At 61.3% G+C, this 15,743-nt stretch carries 12 protein-coding genes; 5 read left to right on the top strand and 7 right to left on the bottom strand.

All coding sequences use genetic code 11. The annotated features are described in order from the left end of the window. Positions 1-8 precede the first annotated feature (8 nt). Positions 9-590, bottom strand: a complete 582-nt coding sequence (locus H5P28_RS01405) for a hypothetical protein (protein WP_185673918.1) — start codon at positions 588-590, stop codon at positions 9-11. Positions 591-886: 296 nt separating this feature from the next. Between H5P28_RS01405 and H5P28_RS01410 the strand changes: the two genes are divergently transcribed. Continuing rightward, positions 887-2,944: a sodium:solute symporter family protein gene (locus H5P28_RS01410; protein ID WP_185673919.1), complete on the top strand. Its 2,058-nt coding sequence runs from the start codon at positions 887-889 to the stop codon at positions 2,942-2,944. Between the two features lie 279 nt (positions 2,945-3,223). Here the strand turns inward: H5P28_RS01410 and H5P28_RS01415 are convergent, their stop codons facing one another. Then, positions 3,224-4,027 (bottom strand): type II secretion system protein, encoded by an 804-nt coding sequence (locus H5P28_RS01415; protein ID WP_221773323.1) that lies wholly within the window; start codon positions 4,025-4,027, stop codon positions 3,224-3,226. Positions 4,028-4,365: 338 nt separating this feature from the next. Beyond that, a complete protein-coding gene (locus H5P28_RS01420) occupies positions 4,366-5,817 on the bottom strand; it encodes a family 20 glycosylhydrolase (RefSeq protein WP_185673920.1) in 1,452 nt (483 codons plus the stop codon). Positions 5,818-6,097: 280 nt separating this feature from the next. On the opposite strand from H5P28_RS01420, the gene H5P28_RS01425 reads away from it, so the two are divergent. The 4 genes from H5P28_RS01425 to H5P28_RS01440 all read left to right on the top strand — a co-directional run bounded on the left by H5P28_RS01425 (position 6,098) and on the right by H5P28_RS01440 (position 10,332). Next, entirely contained in the window at positions 6,098-7,183 is a 1,086-nt protein-coding gene (locus H5P28_RS01425; RefSeq protein ID WP_185673921.1) for an ROK family transcriptional regulator, read from the top strand. Between the two features lie 191 nt (positions 7,184-7,374). After that, on the top strand, positions 7,375-8,079 hold the full coding sequence (locus tag H5P28_RS01430; protein WP_185673922.1) for a hypothetical protein: 705 nt from the start codon (positions 7,375-7,377) through the stop codon (positions 8,077-8,079). A 211-nt stretch (positions 8,080-8,290) separates the two neighbouring features. Next, on the top strand, positions 8,291-9,373 hold the full coding sequence (locus H5P28_RS01435; RefSeq protein WP_185673923.1) for a hypothetical protein: 1,083 nt from the start codon (positions 8,291-8,293) through the stop codon (positions 9,371-9,373). A gap of 323 nt (positions 9,374-9,696) precedes the next feature. Then, on the top strand, positions 9,697-10,332 hold the full coding sequence (locus H5P28_RS01440; protein ID WP_185673924.1) for a carbonic anhydrase: 636 nt from the start codon (positions 9,697-9,699) through the stop codon (positions 10,330-10,332). An 84-nt stretch (positions 10,333-10,416) separates the two neighbouring features. Here the strand turns inward: H5P28_RS01440 and H5P28_RS01445 are convergent, their stop codons facing one another. The 4 genes from H5P28_RS01445 to H5P28_RS01460 form a co-directional block, all read right to left on the bottom strand. Then, a complete protein-coding gene (locus H5P28_RS01445) occupies positions 10,417-11,106 on the bottom strand; it encodes a response regulator transcription factor (RefSeq protein ID WP_185673925.1) in 690 nt (229 codons plus the stop codon). Beyond that, complete coding sequence (locus tag H5P28_RS01450) at positions 11,103-13,730, bottom strand: ATP-binding protein (RefSeq protein WP_185673926.1); 2,628 nt, start codon at positions 13,728-13,730, stop codon at positions 11,103-11,105. Before H5P28_RS01450 ends, H5P28_RS01445 begins: the two co-directional genes overlap by 4 nt. Positions 13,731-13,792: 62 nt before the next feature. Then, entirely contained in the window at positions 13,793-14,143 is a 351-nt protein-coding gene (locus H5P28_RS01455) for a potassium-transporting ATPase subunit C (RefSeq protein WP_185673927.1), read from the bottom strand. A 108-nt stretch (positions 14,144-14,251) separates the two neighbouring features. After that, complete coding sequence (locus H5P28_RS01460; RefSeq protein WP_185673928.1) at positions 14,252-15,739, bottom strand: heparin lyase I family protein; 1,488 nt, start codon at positions 15,737-15,739, stop codon at positions 14,252-14,254. Positions 15,740-15,743: the final 4 nt, after the last annotated feature.

The raw sequence follows: 15,743 nt of genomic DNA on the forward strand, positions 1-15,743 counted from the left end.
CGGCAGGATTACTGGATGAGCGTGATCGACTCCACGTAGGCGTCCTGCCGGGTGTTGGCGGCTTCCTCGTTTTCAAAACGCAACCGCAGGTCACCGACCTTGGACAGGGTCTCGCTCAGGCTGCTGCGCCCACTCTCGCGTGTCATGGTTTTCTGTGACAGCGGGAGAATCAACGTGACGGTTTCGCCGCCGGGGACCGGTGGCATGGCGTCTGCGTCGGTCTGCCAGATCGTTTCATCCGCACCGCCGCGCACGACGAGGCGGAGCTTTGTGGGCGCGGAGGGCTGGCCGTAGCCGCCCGAGTCGTCCGCGAGCCGGAGCGTGACCGCGACCGACTGATAGCCGCTGAGGTCTTGCAGATTTTCCGGCAAGGCGGCCAGCCGCATGTTGGCATTGTTACCGGCGTCCCAGTTGAGCTGGAAAAGCGCGGCTTTGCCGCCTGTCTGGCTGGGAGCCTTGGACAGGGTGGCGGGACCGGCGGAGGCCGCGCTGCCGAATGCGTTCCAGCGCTTTTGCAGGTCGGCGGTAGTGGCGTAGCTATCAAAGTTTTCGAGGACGATTTCCGCCGCCTGGGTGGAAACGGTAAGCACGGAACACAGAATCAGTGCGAGAATAGGTGCGCTTAGCTTCATGGCCTTAATATAAATATATTCCCATCGTGTAATCAATTAAAAACTTCATTAAGTGAAGTTATTGGGGTGTGCGAATGCTTATGTGATTAAAGCGAACATGCTCTAGCTGTTTTACGTTGACACAAGAGTACGGTTGTGAATTATTTCACTTAATGAAATAAATACCCTTGCACTGCCCCGTAATCATTTGCCGTGGACGGCAGGCGGTACTAGGTGTGACTCTCCCCGACGCCGAAGCGAATAACATCTTTCCCATGAATCTACACTGGATCGACTGGCTGATAATCGGCCTGCTGCTGGCCTTCCTCATCGGCGTGGCCGTCCGCACGCATATGCTGACGCGTAGCGTGGCCGACTTCCTGGCGGGCAACCGTTGCGCGGGGCGCTATCTGCTGACGATGGCGGACGGGATGGCCGGGCTGGGGGCGATCTCCATCGCGGCGAATTTCGAGAAGTTCTACGAGGCTGGGTTCGCGGGCGCGTGGTGGGAGCAGGTGCTGGCGCCGCTCGGACTGATCCTGGCGTTGTCCGGGTTTGTCATCTATCGCTACCGCGAGACCCGCGCCCTGACCATGGCGCAGTTTTTCGAGATGCGCTACAGTCGCCGCTTCCGTGTCTTCGCCGGGATGCTGGCGTTTCTGTCGGGTGTGCTCAACTACGGGATATTCCCCGCCGTGACGGCGCGCTTTCTGGTTTACTTCTGCGGCTTGCCGGTGCGGATGGAGGTGCTGGGGTTTTCCTTTCCGACTATCGCACCGGTCATGTTTCTGTTGCTGGCGGTGGCGCTGACACTGACGCTGTCGGGGGGGCAGATTGCCGTCATGATTACGGATTTCTTCCAGGGGCAGATGGTGCAGATTACGATCCTGATCTGCTTCTTCGTGTTGATTTCGCAGATCAGTTGGACGGAGTTGATCGAGGGGCTGAAAATGGCCCCCGAGCAGGCTTCACGGCTGAACCCGTTCGAGCAGGAGGATACGAAGGGATTCAACCCGGCGTTCTTTGTCATGATCGGGATTTTGAACGTGTACGGCTTCAAGGCCTGGCAGGGTTCGCAGGGCTACAACGCCGCGCCGAAAAGCCCGCACGAGGCACGCATGGCAAACATCCTGGGGATGTTCCGGGCACAGGTGTTGTTTCTGCTCTCGATGCTCTGTCCGTTGTTTGTTTTCGCCATGCTGCATCTGCCGCAGTTTTCCGGGCAGGCCGAGACGGTCAACGCCGTGCTGGCCACGATTGAAAACCCGCAGATACAGGAGCAGATGCGAGTGCCCGCCGGCTTATCTGAACTGCTTCCCATCGGCGTGATGGGGCTCTTTGTGGCAATGATTATTTCGGCGGCCGTTTCCACAGACGATACCTATCTGCACTCGTGGGGGTCGATTTTTATCCAGGATGTGGTCATGCCATTGCGCAAAAAACCGCTCAGCCCGAAGGCCCATATGTGGCTCCTGCGCGGGGCGATCGTTGGGGTGGCGGCCTTTGCATTCTGCTTTAGCCTGCTGTTCCCGCTGAACGAATACATCTACATGTACTTCCAGATCACGGGGGCGATTTACCTGGGTGGGGCCGGAGCGGTCATCCTTGGGGGGCTATACTGGAAACGCGGCTCGGTGGAGGGCGCGTGGGCGGCGATGATTATCGGCTCGGCGGTGGCGGTGTGCGGGATCGTGCTACGCAACATTATCTGGCCATACCTGCTGCCGGACTGGAAGCTCGCGCATCCTGCGCAGGGGTGGCTGCAAGGGCTGCCCGAGGCGTTTCCGCTCGATGGGGTGCAGATGTCGCTGATCGCGGCCCTGTCGGCGGCGACAGCGTATGTGGCTGGTTCTCTGCTGTCGAAGCGCCCGCCGGTCAATATGGACAAGCTGTTGCACCGGGGGCAGTACGCGGTCGAGCAGGCCGGGCACCATCCGGCGGGTTCGGCTGAGCAGCCGGGGACGCTGGCCGTCCCGCGTCCGGCGAGTTGGAGAAAACGCGCCTACCTGCTGCTGGGGATCAGCGCGGACTTCACGCGCGGTGACCGGTTCATATACCTGTTCGCCACTTGCTTCGCGCTGTTCTGGTTTGCCTGCTTCCTGGTCGGGACTCTCATCGCAACGACCACCGGCATCTCGGAGGAAAGCTGGATTCACTGGTGGGGCTTCAAGGTCGCGGTCACGATCCTGATCGCGCTGGTGGCAACGGTCTGGTTCCTGATTGGGGGTATCCGCGACTTGGGGGATTTCGTGCACCATTTGAAAGCCGTCAAACGCGACGTCAATGATGATGGCTCCGTCCGCGGCGACGAGCATTTGCAGGAAAGCGATTAATACCGACTCCAGGTAGCTTTTAGGGTTATGCGAGAGGGTGTTTTTTGAAAAAAACACCCTCTCGCGCTCTCCAAAAAACCTTTGAGCCAGAACTTCGTTCCTTCGCAAAAACGGCAACCTTCAAACCCGGAGCGAATCGGTTTTTAGGCGATGGCCAGGTTGGGACAACTGCCTTGTATCCTCAGCTCGATTCGGAGCAGATGGATAAACTACTTAGGCGAAGATCACTCTATGCCATTCGGTCTTTGAGCAGGCGGCTACGACTCTATTTAAACCGCGCTAGCGGTCAGCAATGACGTTGGCATAGGTCACGGTGCCTTTTTTCATCAACTCCGTGTGGCCGTCCACAAAGGCCACGGGGACGGCACCGCGGGCACGGTAGCGGAGAGCTCCGCCGACACCATCGGCGTCCGATCCGGTCGGGATCAGCCGGTCCAGGGGTTCCGGGCTGTCGGAGGTGCGAAAGGCGGAAGGGTTGGAAAAGCTGGCGTTGGAGTAACTGCTGTTGCTGCGCTGCGTGCCCTCGCCGACGAGAATGACCTCGGTCGGCCTTAGGATTCCGGATTGGCGCAGGCGTGTGTCCCCGTTGCTGATGTCTGCGCAGATCAGGCCGTGCACGGAATAGGTGGAGGGGACGACACCCTGCCTGAAACTGCCGTCACGGACCGGGATTTCCGCCAGCGGCGAGACGAAAATGTTTCTGGCGCTCTCGCCGGAGCCGCTCTCCTGGTTGAGGTAGGGCGAAAGCTCGACTGTCCAGATGCGCTCGCCCTCGCCGGGCTTATAGAAGTAGCCGGGCGGGTAACGGCCCTCGTGCTCGGTGGCGTAGAGATTCAACGCGGTGGCAATCTGGCGCAGGTTGCTGATGGAGGTCGATTCCCGGGCCGACTGACGGGTGTACTGGACGACGGGGATGAGGATGGCGCTGAGGATGGCGATGACCGCAATCACCGTCAGCAGTTCAATCAGGCTGAAGGCGGGGGTGCAACTGCGGCCCGGTGCCGGGGCCGTCGTGCCGGAGAGACGCGTGCGCTGGTTGTTTCCGCGGATGTGGGTTTGCGCCTGTGATATGCGTGCCTGCAAGGTGGTGCCTGCTGCCGGTTTTGCTCGTTCAGCCTGTGTGCCTGTCATTGTCATCGCCTTAATGCCTGTGTGGTTAAGTTTTCTGTTCGTTCGGGATTTACTGAGCGGGGCTCCAGGTTGTGTGGGAGTAGGTTGTTTATGCCTGAGAGTATGTGTGCTAGGATAAATGGGTCAAATGCGGGCGTGCATATTCGAGAGTGGATGAAGTGGAGTCTTAGCGGAAAGCAGGCCCTGGGCCAATCCCGGCAAGCCGCTGCGTATGATGATCGGATTGTGTATGTGACCGATGGTAAAAAGGATGCGTTTTATGTTAATAAGCGGATTAAGCTCAGCGGAATTCAGGATGCGCTCAGCGCGACATCTTCGGGCGTGGGAGCACAGGCGCTCAGGCTGTGCCGGAAGTTGATCAGCAGGTATTCGTTGCGTTCCCAAGGGAAGAGGGGGGTGTGCCTGCGCGGGTCGTCGGGGAAGCGTTCGTGTTCCCAGACCGTTTCGAGCCAGGCCAGCCAGTCGCGGCCTTCAGCGGCGAGGGTGTCGTCGAGGATCGTGCCTGGTCCCTGTTCGGCGAGAACGGCGCCTCGTCGGTAGAGGTAGGCCATCCAGCCGGTGAATTTACACAACGTCTCGTAGGCTCGCCGCTCGCGGCGGATGTGACCGGTGGCGCCACTCAAGCAATCAAAGACTTCGTTCCAGTCTTCGGACCGTTGCTGTAAGTGGGCGACGGTATTGCTGCCCGGCTCGGCTTTGAGGATGGCCAGGTATTCGTCGCGCCGGGGGGAAAGTTCAAACATGCGGCACAGCGGTTGGACGAGATCGGGATGGGGGACAGCCCCGTGGAAATCCTCTACATGCGAACGCACGGAGCGCACAAGGGTGAGCGAACCGGTAGCCATCGCATCGGAGGCGACACGGAGTGCGGGCCACAGGCAGTCGTGCAGGTAGCGCATCGGCGTCCATATGGTTGTGAGGGCGCCGAGGATTTCGCCGCGTCCGCGCAGGGATTGGTAGGAGCACATGCGCTCGATGTTTGGCAGAGCGAAGTCGCCCGGCAGCGCCTGCTGGTCGTAAGTAATCAGCCCCGGGCAGAGCAGCGCCTGGAAGCCTTTATCCAGTACGGAGCGGGTGAGTCCGTCGGTGACTTCGGGCGCGTACTGCCAGAGCGCGATGACGATGTCGGCCGGGATGATATCCAGCAGTCCGGTGTCGTAACTGGCCTGATCGACCCACATGATCATTTTGCGTCCGAGCGCCTGAAGCTCTCCGTGGATGAAGCGGACGTACTCGGCGAAAATATCCACCTCGCGACGTGTACGCAAAGCCTCCGCGGTCAGCGGATGGCCGCCGAGGTTGACCTCGTCGAGCCCGACGTGGATGTACTCGGAGGGGAAAATGTCCGTGAGCTCGCGCAGGAGTTTCTGCATCAGTGCGCGTGTGTCCGGGTGCAAGGGACAGATCGCGGTAAAGTCGTCGTCGCTCTCCTTCAAGTGGTGGTACGCGGGGTGGCGGGTCAGGTAACGCGAGTGGCCGAGCGTTTCCAATTCGGGGATGAGCGTGACACCCCGGTCCTGCGCGTAGCGGACCAGCGCCCGCATCTCGTCCCCCGAGTAGGCATGTGGATCTCCGATGCCGGGCACCCCCGTGAAATCCAGGCTGCACCCCTGGTCGTCGCTGAAGTGCCACAGCAGGGTATTCATCCCTTGCCCGGCACAAAAATCGATGAGCCGCTCGTAGAACTCGCGTTTCTCCAGACAGCGGGCGCTGTCGATCATAAATCCGTGTATCTTGCTCATACCAAAGAGAAGAGGAGGCGCTGGGCCGGAGCGCTTTCCGCGCCTTGTGATTACTATTCAAAGTTGAAAAGCGGAATCGGTCAACTAAATATTTCATTAAGTGAACTTTTAGGTGGCGGGATTTGGATGGCCTGGAAATCGGAAGGTATGGGTGATTGCTCCTCTGGGTGAACTATTAATCTTGCGCCGGTGGGAGTCCTGGCGGAGAACTGAAGGGATGGAGATTGTGGATCGTAAGCGTGTGGCGCCCGCGGTGGAGCCACGTGAGGGCGGTAAGCCGATGAATAACCGCAAGCAGGCTCAGGTCGCCAACCGGCTGCGTGTCCTGCGGCTGATTTATTCGCGCGAAGAGTACTCCCAGCGGCGGATTGCCGCGGAGACGCATATGCAGGCCTCCACGATCTCGAACATCATCGCGGAGCTTATCAGCTCGGGCCTGGTGGTGGAAGGCGAGGCGCGGGAGAGCCGACGGGTCGGCCCGAAGGAAACCCTGCTGCGCATCAATCCCCAGGCCGCCTGTTCGGTGGGGATCAACTTCCACGCCGCTGCGCACGAGATATGTGTTTTTGACGGGGACGGCACCTTGCTGGCGGAGGCTGTCTTTGAAAAGGACTGGGATGAAAAGATGCCCGCCCGTCTGCCCGCGCAGATCAAGTCGCTGGCCCGAAAGGCGGGACTGGACATGGCGCAACTCTGTGGGGTTGGCGTGTCCGTGCCCGGTGTCGTCAACCGCGAGAGGGGGACGGTGATTCTGTCGCGAGCGCTGAACCTGCAGAACTATCCGATGCAGGAGCACCTGCAAAGCAAGCTGAAGCTTCCGGTCTTCGTTGATCGCAACGTCAACTACGGCAGTTACTACGAGCAGCACATGAATCCGGGCGAGTATTGGTACAACTCCGGCTATTTGCTGGTGAAGCGCAATCGGGTTGTCTCGCTGGGCTCGCCCTATTCGCTGGGGCTGGCCATCACCGTCAACGGCGAGATCTACCGCGGGGCCAATTACGCGGCGGGCGAATTGGAGGCCGTGGGAGAGGAGGATGCGGTCCTGATTCCCTCGGAACTACGAAAAATGGGCCTGCGCGGGCACGACGATGCCACAGTCTTTTTCTCCCGACTGGGGCGGCATCTGGCCTCGGTTGTCAATCTGCTCGACATCGGCCACCTTGTCGTGGCGACCGAGTATGCCTCTATGGAGGGGGAGTATTTCAACGTGCTCGCGGATGCCTTGCGCGGCTACCTGATCCCGATTTCAAATCGCGTCTTCGACATTCGCTTCGCCGAAAACGGGCTGGCCGATCTCTCCAAAGGTGCCGCGCTCGCGGTCCTGCACCACTCGCTGGAGACGGCCTTGGCACGGGCGTATTGAGAGCAGTCCGGTTTAACCTCTCTCGGCCTCAAGCCCCCGGTATGCACATGGAGAGCGAGGCTGCCCGGTCAGCCACAGCTGGGAAATTTTGAGAAAAAAGTTGACGGAATGAAAAGTTGGTGAAATACTTCATTAAGTGAAGTAAATCACGATTCTCTCTGATCTCCCAAAACCATCAACGCAAGACGTATATGAACAAGCTGTTAACATGCTCATTGTTCGTGGCTGTGGCCACTGCCGGAAATCTGTTCTCCCAGGTTACAATCGATAATTTCAACGAGTACTCGACGACGGGCGAGTTGCAGGCGGTCTGGAACTCATTCGGCGGGGCGGCCTCGGCCGGAGCGGCGGTTTTGGCTCCCGGCGAGGGCGTGGGCGGCTCGAACGCGGCCTTGTACTATCTCGACTGGAGCGCGGGTAATAATGCCAATATGCGTATGGCCACTGTCCCGTCCGCTGTGCAGGATCTTAGCGCTGCCACCTCGGTTGAAGTCACGCTCTATCTCGTGACGCGGGATGGTTATGACGCTCCGGCTTCCGACACCCAGTTGCGGCTGGCTATCCAGGGCGGGACGAGCAGCTCGATCTGGCAGACGACAAGTGCGTACGCGGTCGATTTGAACTCAGCCAGCTACACCACGATCAGCTTTAACCTGAACACGACGGAAATGGAACGGGTCGATGGCAGCGGATCACTCAGCGATACGCTGGCGGCGATCACGAGCATCCGCCTGCGCTTTGAAAACGATCAGCAGAGCAATGTGCGGCAGGATGTCTATGTCGATTCCATCAGCGCCGTCATGGTCCCGGAACCCGGCGAATACGCCGGCATGGCGGGCCTGGGGACGGTTCTGCTGGTGGCCTTCCTCCGCTGGCGCGGGCGCCGTCAGCGGTAGGCCGGAGTGGTCCGGTTTCGCTGCCCGGTTAATCGGGGGCGGGGCGATGCCGACTCAGGATTATCCTGTCGGTTCCACCTGAGATTTCGAATCAAGCAAGTTGAGCTTCGATCCGCGTTGCGGGAAGAAGCTTGGGACCGCGTGCGCTCAGAACAAATGTAGAGCGGGCGCTGTCCGACACTGATGTAAAAACACCATTCACCCTAGAGAGATGAACGAACGATTTCCTTTTGACCGTACCGAAGTGCTCCGCTTAGGCGGAAAAGCCCGAACCCTCTGCGCGCTGGCTGCGCTGGCGGTATTGCCGGTGGTGGCGTCTGCTGCCAGCCCGGTGACGGCGGTGGCTACTGATTCCACTCCCGTGGGGGAGAACGGGGTGGCGTCGGCTGGGGAGACCCTGATCGCGCCCGGCGCGAACCTCGGGATGTGGGTGTGGCGGGCGGAGCCCTTGTCCGACCCTCAGGAGCGTGAAGCCCTGATTGCGTTTTGCCGTGAGCTCGGGATTTCCCGGATATTTGTGCAGGTCCGCTTCGATAAGGAGGCGGGCGCGTATCAACTTTCCAATACGGAGGACTGGGTGGCGCTGATGGCGATGGCCCGTGAGGCCGGAATCAGCGTCGAGGCGCTGGATGGGGCCGGTGACATGGGGTTCGCGGCGAACAGGGCCGACACACTGGCCCGCCTCGACGCCGTGCTGGCCTTTCATGCGGCCCAGCCGGATGAGGCCGGGTTCAGCGGGTTTCACTACGACATCGAGCCGTACGTGACGAAGCGCTGGAAGACCTCCGACAAGAAGCAGGTCGCGCTCGAACTGCTGGAGACGATGCGGGCCATCGACGACAAGGTAAAGGCCGTCGACCCGGAGCTGACCATCACGCACGACATCCCGTTCTGGTACAACGGACGGGAGGAACTGGCGGTCGAATTTGGGGGGAGCACGAAGTTTTTGGATGAGCACATCCAGGACCTTTCCGACGGCATCGGGATCATGTCCTACCGGACGAAAATGACCGGCGGTAACTCGGTCGTGGACATTTCCAGCGAAGAGTTGGACTACGCCCGCCAGACCGGCGGCTCCGTTTACCTGTCGCTGGAGACGGTCACGCTGGATGAGACGCCCAGCATTACCTTCCACGGACGCGAGGGCAGCGAGTTGATCGCCGCTGTGCGCGAGCTCAATGCCGCGCTTGCCGGTGATCCCGCTTTTGCGGGGATAAACCTGCACTGCTACCGGACCCTGCGGCCGATGCTTGAGCCCAAGCCTCCGGCAACTGACAGTGCGTCGGAGGGCTGATTGCCAGGCCATTGTCGAAGTGTTGCCGGGCATGAACCGCCCAGTGGCATCCGGTTATTCTGTCCCGCGCGTGTCCTTCGTCGCGCGGTGATTTTTTCCAAATGATGGACGGCTGCGGCGCTCACCGGACGCGCACGGCGCACAGGTAATTGTACGTTGTCCGGGTTTTTGGTTGTTATATTCAGTTGTTTGTAAACGCCTTATGTATTTGGGGTCGCCCGAGTCTCGTGTGGCTGAGGCTTGGCGAGGCAGCCCCTGGGCAGGTGGGTAAAAACACGCTTCGCGCCTTGCCATAAGAGAGACTTCTTGCACCTTAAGCGGTGATGATTAATGCGTTGGAAGCACTCTCACGGCTGCAGGAAGGTAACAAGCGTTTCGCTACCGGTATACGTAGTCTTGATACTATGTTGAGCCAGGCTCACAAGCCGGACCTGGTGGCCGGGCAAGCGCCCTTTGCGGTCATTCTTGGATGCTCGGATTCGCGTGTGCCGGTGGAGATCGTGTTCGATCAGGGGCTTGGGGATCTTTTCGTCATCCGCGTGGCCGGTAATGTGGTGGCTTCCTCGCAGATCGGGAGTGTCGAGTTTGCGGCGGAATCTTTTGGCACCCGGCTGGTTGTCGTCATGGGGCATAGCCGTTGCGGGGCAATCAGCGCGACGCTTGACGCGATCCGCAACCCTGAGTGCAAAAATACCCGCGGCCTGTCGTCGATCGTGAACCGCATACGTCCGGCGGTTGAGGAACTGATCCACGAGGGCGAGGACGAGGCGACGCTCAAGCACCGGGCCGTCCGGTCCAATGTACGCATGGCCGCCCAGTCGCTCAGAAGCGGCTCCGAACTACTCGAACGCCTGATCCTCAACGAAGGCCTGCTGGTCGTTGGAGCCGAGTATTCGCTGGAAACCGGGCTGGTCGATTTCTTCGACGGCGTTCCAGCGGAAATGCGCACAGAGAAATAGCCCGCTTCCCCCGCTTGTGGGTAAATAGAGGGCTGTTTCCGGTGAGCAGTGTATCCGCTCTTGGTGCTTTCTGTGTGCGCGTACTCAGCTCTTGCGCGCGGCTAGCCGGTAGCCGACTCCGGTCTCGGTCTGGATGAGGTCGTCGCAACCGCGGACGCGCAGCTTCTTGCGGATGGCGGCGAGGTGGACGCGCAGGTGCTCGTCGGTGGTAGTGCCCGCGCCTCCCCAGACCTGTTGCAGCAGGGTTGATTTTGTGACGATCTTGCCGTGGTGCCGGGCGAGAGTCTGGAGAATACGGTACTCGGTCGGCGTCAGCTCTACGGGGTGTCCGCCCGCGCTCACTACGCGTCCGAGAAAGTCGATCCGAAGCGGTCCGGCTTCAAGGAGGGCTCCCTGCTCGGCGGGGTGGAGGCGCTTGCAGACGCTACGGATGCGGGCGAGCAGTTCGCCGGTGTGAAAGGGTTTGGTGATGAAATCGTCCGCCCCCGAGTCCAGGGCGGCGATTTTCTCTTCGGGCTCGTCTCGGACTGTGATGATGATGACGGGAACATCTGTCCACTCGCGCAGGCGGTCGAGGACTTCCAGCCCGTCCATGTCGGGCAGGCCGAGGTCGAGCAGGACCACGTCGGGCTGGCGTTGGGCAACGCAGATGAGTCCGTCTGCGCCGTTGCCGGCCTCGACGGTGCGGTGGTGTTCACCTTCGAGCGCGGTTCGAAGGAGTCGCCGGATTGCGGGCTCGTCGTCGATGAGGGCGATGGTCAGGGGAGCTGTCATGGCTGAGCGGATACAGTGGGGGGCGGAAGTGTGGCCGAAAAGCGTGCGCCGCCGCCGGGTTCATTATCGGCAGTGAGCGAGCCGCCGAGATTTTCACAGATGCGCCGGGCGATGGAAAGCCCGAGGCCGAGGCCCTTGGATCGGTGTTGGGGACCGCGTGAAAAAGGTGCGAAGAGCGAATCGGGGTTATCCGGCAGACCGGGACCGTTGTCACGGACGACAAGGCTCAAGTCGTTGTCGGCCAGCTTTAGTTCGCAATGGATTTCAGTTCCGGTAGGGGTGTGGCTGAGGGCGTTGCGCAGGAGCTGATTGAGGAGTTGGAAGAGCAAAGCTTCGTCGCTCTGGAACGACTCGACACCGAGCGTGAAGCCAATGTCCGCCGCACGATCCCCAAACTCCTCGGCCAACTCGGAGCGGAGGCGCCGGACCAGGTCATGCAGGTCCACGTATTCGGTCCTGTGGCGGATGGTCCCGCTCTCGAAACGGGTCAGGTCGAGCAGCATGTTGACATTGCGCAGGAGGCGGCGCGAGGAGCGTTCGGCCTGTTGGAGCAGGTCGGCCTGGAGGGGGGCTTCGCTCAGGCTGGGAGCAATTTGTTCGAGGGCGCCGAGGATGACGGTCAAGGGCGTCTTCAACTCGTGGCTGACGGTGTCGAGCAGGGTTTTTTGCAGGCGCTGGGAAGCTTCCAGTAGTTGGGCTTCCTCCAGGCGGGAGCGCATGGCTTCGCGTTCGAGGAAGCGCCCCAGCAGACGCGCCATCTGCATCAGCAGGTCGCGGCTGGCCAGCGAAAGAACGTCGGTCTCAAGCTCGACGCGCAGGACTCCGAGCGCTTTCTCGCCAGATTCCACAGGCAGGAAAAGCGATGGAATCTCGGGCAAATTCTGCGTACTGGCCCCAGCCATGTCGCGGTTTTTGACCACCCAGGAGATGACGCCGCTCTCGCGGCTGTCGAGTTGGACTGCGTCCGGAAACGCGTCCCGTCCGTTGATCTGCGTCCCGTCAAGCAGCAGGTTGACACGGCAGCCGGTGACCTCGCGCGCGTGGGTCAGTGCCTCGTCGATGGTTTCCGCAGGCGCGGCCTGGCGGCTGAGGCAGTCCAGAAAGCGGTAGAGAGCATAGGTGCGCGTTTCCCGGCGGCGTTCGGCGAGGTTGAGCGCGTGGAGACGGGCGGTCAATTGCCCCATGCTGGCGGCGACCAGCAATAGCAGGCAGAACAGCAGGATGTCCTGCCCGGAGTTGATGTGAAAAGTGAACTGGGGCGGCACGAAGAAAAAGTTCCACGCGCAGGCCGAGAGGACGGCCAGCGCGAGCACCGCGCTCCTTCCGAGGAAAAGCCCGCCAAGAATGGTCAGCGCCAGATAGAGCAGGGCCACGCTGAGGTAGCCGATGTCTGCGCGGAAAGGATAACTGACCAGTCCAAGGAGGCCGACGCCGCCCACGGCCAGGAGGTAATCGCGGAGGCGGTTGACGCCTGTTTCCTGAAGGCGTTTCCAGCGAGGCTTGGCAGGAGGGGACTCGGCGGGAACGACGTGGACGGCGATGGGGCCGGACTCGGAAACCAGCCGGTCCGTGAGCGAACCGCCCGTGAGCCGCCGCAGCCAGGATGCGGGCGAGCGTCCGGCCACGATCTGCGTGACCAGTTCCCGGCGGGCCATGCGCAACAGGCTTTCGGCGACATTTTCGCCCGAGGTCGAGACGATTTCCGCACCCAGAGTGCGGGCGAGCTGGAGGTTGGCGTGCAGGCGCTGTTCGGCGTCGGGCGGGAGAGGTTCGGGGCTTTCGACATGGACGGCGACCCAGCTCGCATTAAGGCTGGCCGCGTAGCGCTTCGTCCAGCGGACGAGGCGGTTGCTGTATGGGCTGGGTCCGACTGCGACCATGATTCGCTCGCCGGTGGGCAGGGGTCGGGCTTCGCGCTCGTGCTTGAGGGCGCGAAGCAGGTCGAGGTTAACCCGTTCGGCGGTCGAGCGCAGGGCCATCTCACGCAGGGCGGAGAGGTTTTTTTCCGAGAAAAAAGCGTCCGCCGCCGTCACCGCCTGATCGCCGAAATAGACCTTTCCCTCGGCCAGACGCTCGCGCAGTTCTTCCTGCGAGAGGTCGATGACTTCGATCTCGTCCGCCCACTCAAGCACGGTGTCCGGCACGCGTTCACGCACTTGTGCCCCGCTGAGTGCCTCCACGGCATCGGCGCGGCTTTCCAGATGCTGGACGTTGAGCGTAGTGTAAACGTTGATGCCGTGGTCGAGCAGTTCGCGCACATCCTGGTAGCGCTTCGGGTGGCGGCTGCCGGGGATGTTGCTGTGGGCAAGTTCATCGACGAGGGCGAGCTGCGGGGAGCGGAGGAGCATACCGTCGAGGTCGAACTCCGCGAACGAAGCGCCGCGGTAAGCCAGCCGTGCCGGGGGCAGCGGCTCGATCCCTTCGAGCAGGGCCTCTGTCTCCTGCCGTCCGTGGGCTTCGACAACTCCGGCCACCACATCAAGTCCTTCGCGCCGCCGGGCCTGGGCATTTTCCAGCATGGCGTAGGTTTTGCCGACGCCGGGTGACATCCCGAAAAATATCTTCAGGCGACCTTTGCGGGACGGTGGTCCGGAGGGAGACGAGGCTGGTGTTTCCGGTGACATGGGAATGGGAATAAGAATAGCCAAAAGACCGTCGTTGACGAGTCTTGCTTCGGGCGGGGAAATTATCTCCCGGCGTCGGTGCGCGTGGAGCCGGGCGAGCCGGGGGAGGCGGGATACTCCGGGCTTAGCTGGTCAAGCGCGAGGTTGAGTTCAAGCACGTTGACAACCTCCGCGCCTCCCGCCAAGCCGCCGGTCCCGGTCGCGCATTCTTTGATAAGCGCGTTTACGACAACTGGTGAAAGCCCCCGCGCCGCCGCCACGCCGGCCACCTGATACTGCGCTGCGGACAAGGAAATGTGCGGGTCCAGACCGCTGCCGGACATCGTGACAAGGTCTGCCGGGCGCGGATTCGCCAGCAGGGCTCCCCGGATCAGCTTGGCTGACCAGGGGGATTGCGATGCCTTGTTCTTCATGCGCCCAGTTTACCCCGATAATGGTCGCCAGGGTAGTTAAGGTCAGGGCGCTTTCCATTAAGATTTTGTTAAGACAGGGAGCGGGCAGGCGAGCGAAACGGCGCGGGGTCAGGTGCCGCCGTTGATGTTGTTGTAAACCAGTACGCTGTCGATGGCACCGTTGAGGAGGTAGGACTTGCGCTTGCCGAGCCAGACCTCGGTGGGGGTGGCGATCGGTTTACCGCTGTGGGTGTTCGTCATCGTGCCGAGGCTGACGCCGTCCTCGAACAGCTCGAAGGTGATGTTGCCGAAGCGGTTGTAGGTGGCCACGGCCTTGTAGGAAGAAGTGGTCTGCACGGATACCGGGTAGTGCGTCCAGGTGGCGGTCCCGTCGGGATGGCCGACCACGAAGGTGATTTTGTCGAAGGCCTCGTTGACGAGGATGCCGTAGCCTTCGCCGCCGGTATCGGTTTTGGCGTAAAAAACTCCGGCTGTGCCGCTCAGAGGGCCGGTGACTTTGAAGTTTGTCTCGATGCGCAACTGGTTGCCCACGTCAAAGTCGGCCAAGCCGCCCCCGGTGGTGGTGGGGACGGACATGACGGCGTAGTCGTCGGTCCCGTCGAGGTAGAGCCAGGTGCCGCTCCAGGTGGCTCCGTTTTTGAGGGTGATGTTGTTTCCGCGACTGCTCTGGTCGGTGTTCTTGTAGCCGAGCTTGAGGATCTGGCGGGCGTTTCCGATCAGGCCGTCGCGCAGGGAGCGGGCGTCGGTGTCGGCATAGCGGATGGAGTCGTAGAGGGCGCTCCACCAGTGGTCTTTGCCCATGTAGCCGCCGAGCTTGAACTTAAACTCGGGGTTGGTGCCGGCGGGATAGGCTTTGCCGACGTCGTCGATGTTGGTGCCGTCGTAGGCCATTTCCCAGAGGCCGCTTTGGAGGTTCATGATCTCAAGCCGGATGATGCCGTCGTTGTCACGCCCGGGTTTGAGGGTGAGGCGGAAGTGGTACCACTGGCCCGCCTGCATGTACCAGCCATCGTCGGCGCTTTCCCACAGGGTAGCGCGTTCGGTGTCGGCATCGTTGTAGTCGTCGTTCTGGAAGTCCCGTTTGGCCAGTTCGAGGGAGTTGTCGCTTTTGACGGAGAGGAAAACGGGCGGCCTGCCCGCGTCGGATTGCCAAAGTTGCGCGAGGAAGACCCAGTTCTGCCCCGTGCCTCCTGTATAGAGCGAATCGGTATCGAGCGCCTTGAAGGCGAAGCTGACGTAAACCGTGTCGCCGAAGCGAATCTTGCGGCAGACGATGTTTTCGCTGCGTCCGTTGCCGGTGGTGCTGCTCAGGTCAGGATCGACATGGGAATACCAGGCGCAGTTGCCGAGGTAGGGGATATCGTCCGCCGTGGTGGCGATTGCCCAGGGCTGTCCGCCGCCGTCGGTCGGGTGGTAGGTTTTGCGGATGCCTGCCGGGTCGAAGATACCGCGAAAGCCGCCCGCGTCGATGTCCACATACTGGCCCAGGTCGGGGTCAAAAGTATACTCGGGGTCGGCTGCTTCGATCTCGTCGGCCGCGTGCAGTAACGGGCAACCGAGAAGTGCCAGGGCGGTGATGCACAGCTGCGGTGTCAAGCGG

The sequence above is a fragment of the Ruficoccus amylovorans genome (assembly GCF_014230085.1).
In the GTDB taxonomy this organism is placed as follows: Bacteria; Verrucomicrobiota; Verrucomicrobiia; order Opitutales; family Cerasicoccaceae; genus Ruficoccus; species Ruficoccus amylovorans.